Source organism: Pelagivirga sediminicola (assembly GCF_003072125.1).
Taxonomy (GTDB): domain Bacteria; phylum Pseudomonadota; class Alphaproteobacteria; order Rhodobacterales; family Rhodobacteraceae; genus Roseovarius; species Roseovarius sediminicola.
Window position 1 is genome coordinate 1 of the sequence record NZ_QCYH01000069.1, and the last position, 816, is coordinate 816.

The 816-nt window shown below is 57.4% G+C and carries 1 protein-coding gene; it reads left to right on the forward strand.

Annotated features, from left to right (window positions below):
• Window positions 1–63: 63 nt before the first annotated feature.
• Window positions 64–765, forward strand: coding sequence for an IS6 family transposase (locus tag DC366_RS19495; protein ID WP_108693790.1), 702 nt, complete (start codon window positions 64–66; stop codon window positions 763–765).
• Window positions 766–816 lie beyond the last annotated feature (51 nt).

Consider the following 816-nt stretch of genomic DNA (forward strand, 5'->3'; position numbering starts at 1 on the left):
GGGTGTTGTCACGTAAACTTGCCGACGGTTGTCGTTGTGTCGGCATCAGCGTAATCGAAATGCATGACCCAGCCTTCGATCAGCTACAAACGCCACCGCTTCCCGCCCGAGATCATCGCTCATGCAGTCTGGCTGTACGTCCGCTTCAATCTCAGCCTGCGCGAGGTCGAGGAAATGCTGCTTGAACGCGGCATCGACGTTTCTTACGAGACAGTCCGACGCTGGACCCGCAAGTTCGGGTCGCTGATCGCGCGCAACTTGCGTCATCGGCAGGCGCGTCCCGGCGATGTCTGGCATCTGGACGAGGTCGTTGTGAAGATCGCTGGCCGGCCTTTCTGGTTATGGCGGGCAGTCGACCAACAGGGTGTTGTTCTTGAGGAAATTCTTCAGACTAGGCGAGATACGCGTGCGGCAAAGCGGCTTTTGATCAAGCTGATGAAACGCTGGGGCTTCGTGCCCAAAAGGATCATTACGGACAAACTGCGCTCCTACGGCGCCGCGAAACGCAAGGTCGCGCCGGGTCTAGATCACTGGTCGCACAAAGGCCTCAATAATCGAGCAGAAAACAGCCACCTACCGTTTCGAAAGCGTGAGAGAACGATGCAGGGTTTCCGATCGCCGGGTGGATTACAGCACTTCGTCTTCTTGCATTCTGCAACCCGCAATACCTTCGCCGTCCCAGCCCGCCGCCGCAACGCCCTCGCCATCCGTTACCACCGATTGGAAGCATTCAATGCGTGGCAAGCCGCGGCAAAAACCGCTTGATAGAACTCCGAGCAGAATTTCGTGCTCCCCACAAGTTACCGTGACAACACC

Bases quoted from the DNA above. Each gene is read 5' to 3' on its own strand.
- DC366_RS19495 (WP_108693790.1), top strand. From the start codon at position 64: ATGACCCAGCCTTCGATCAGCTACAAACGCCACCGCTTCCCGCCCGAG.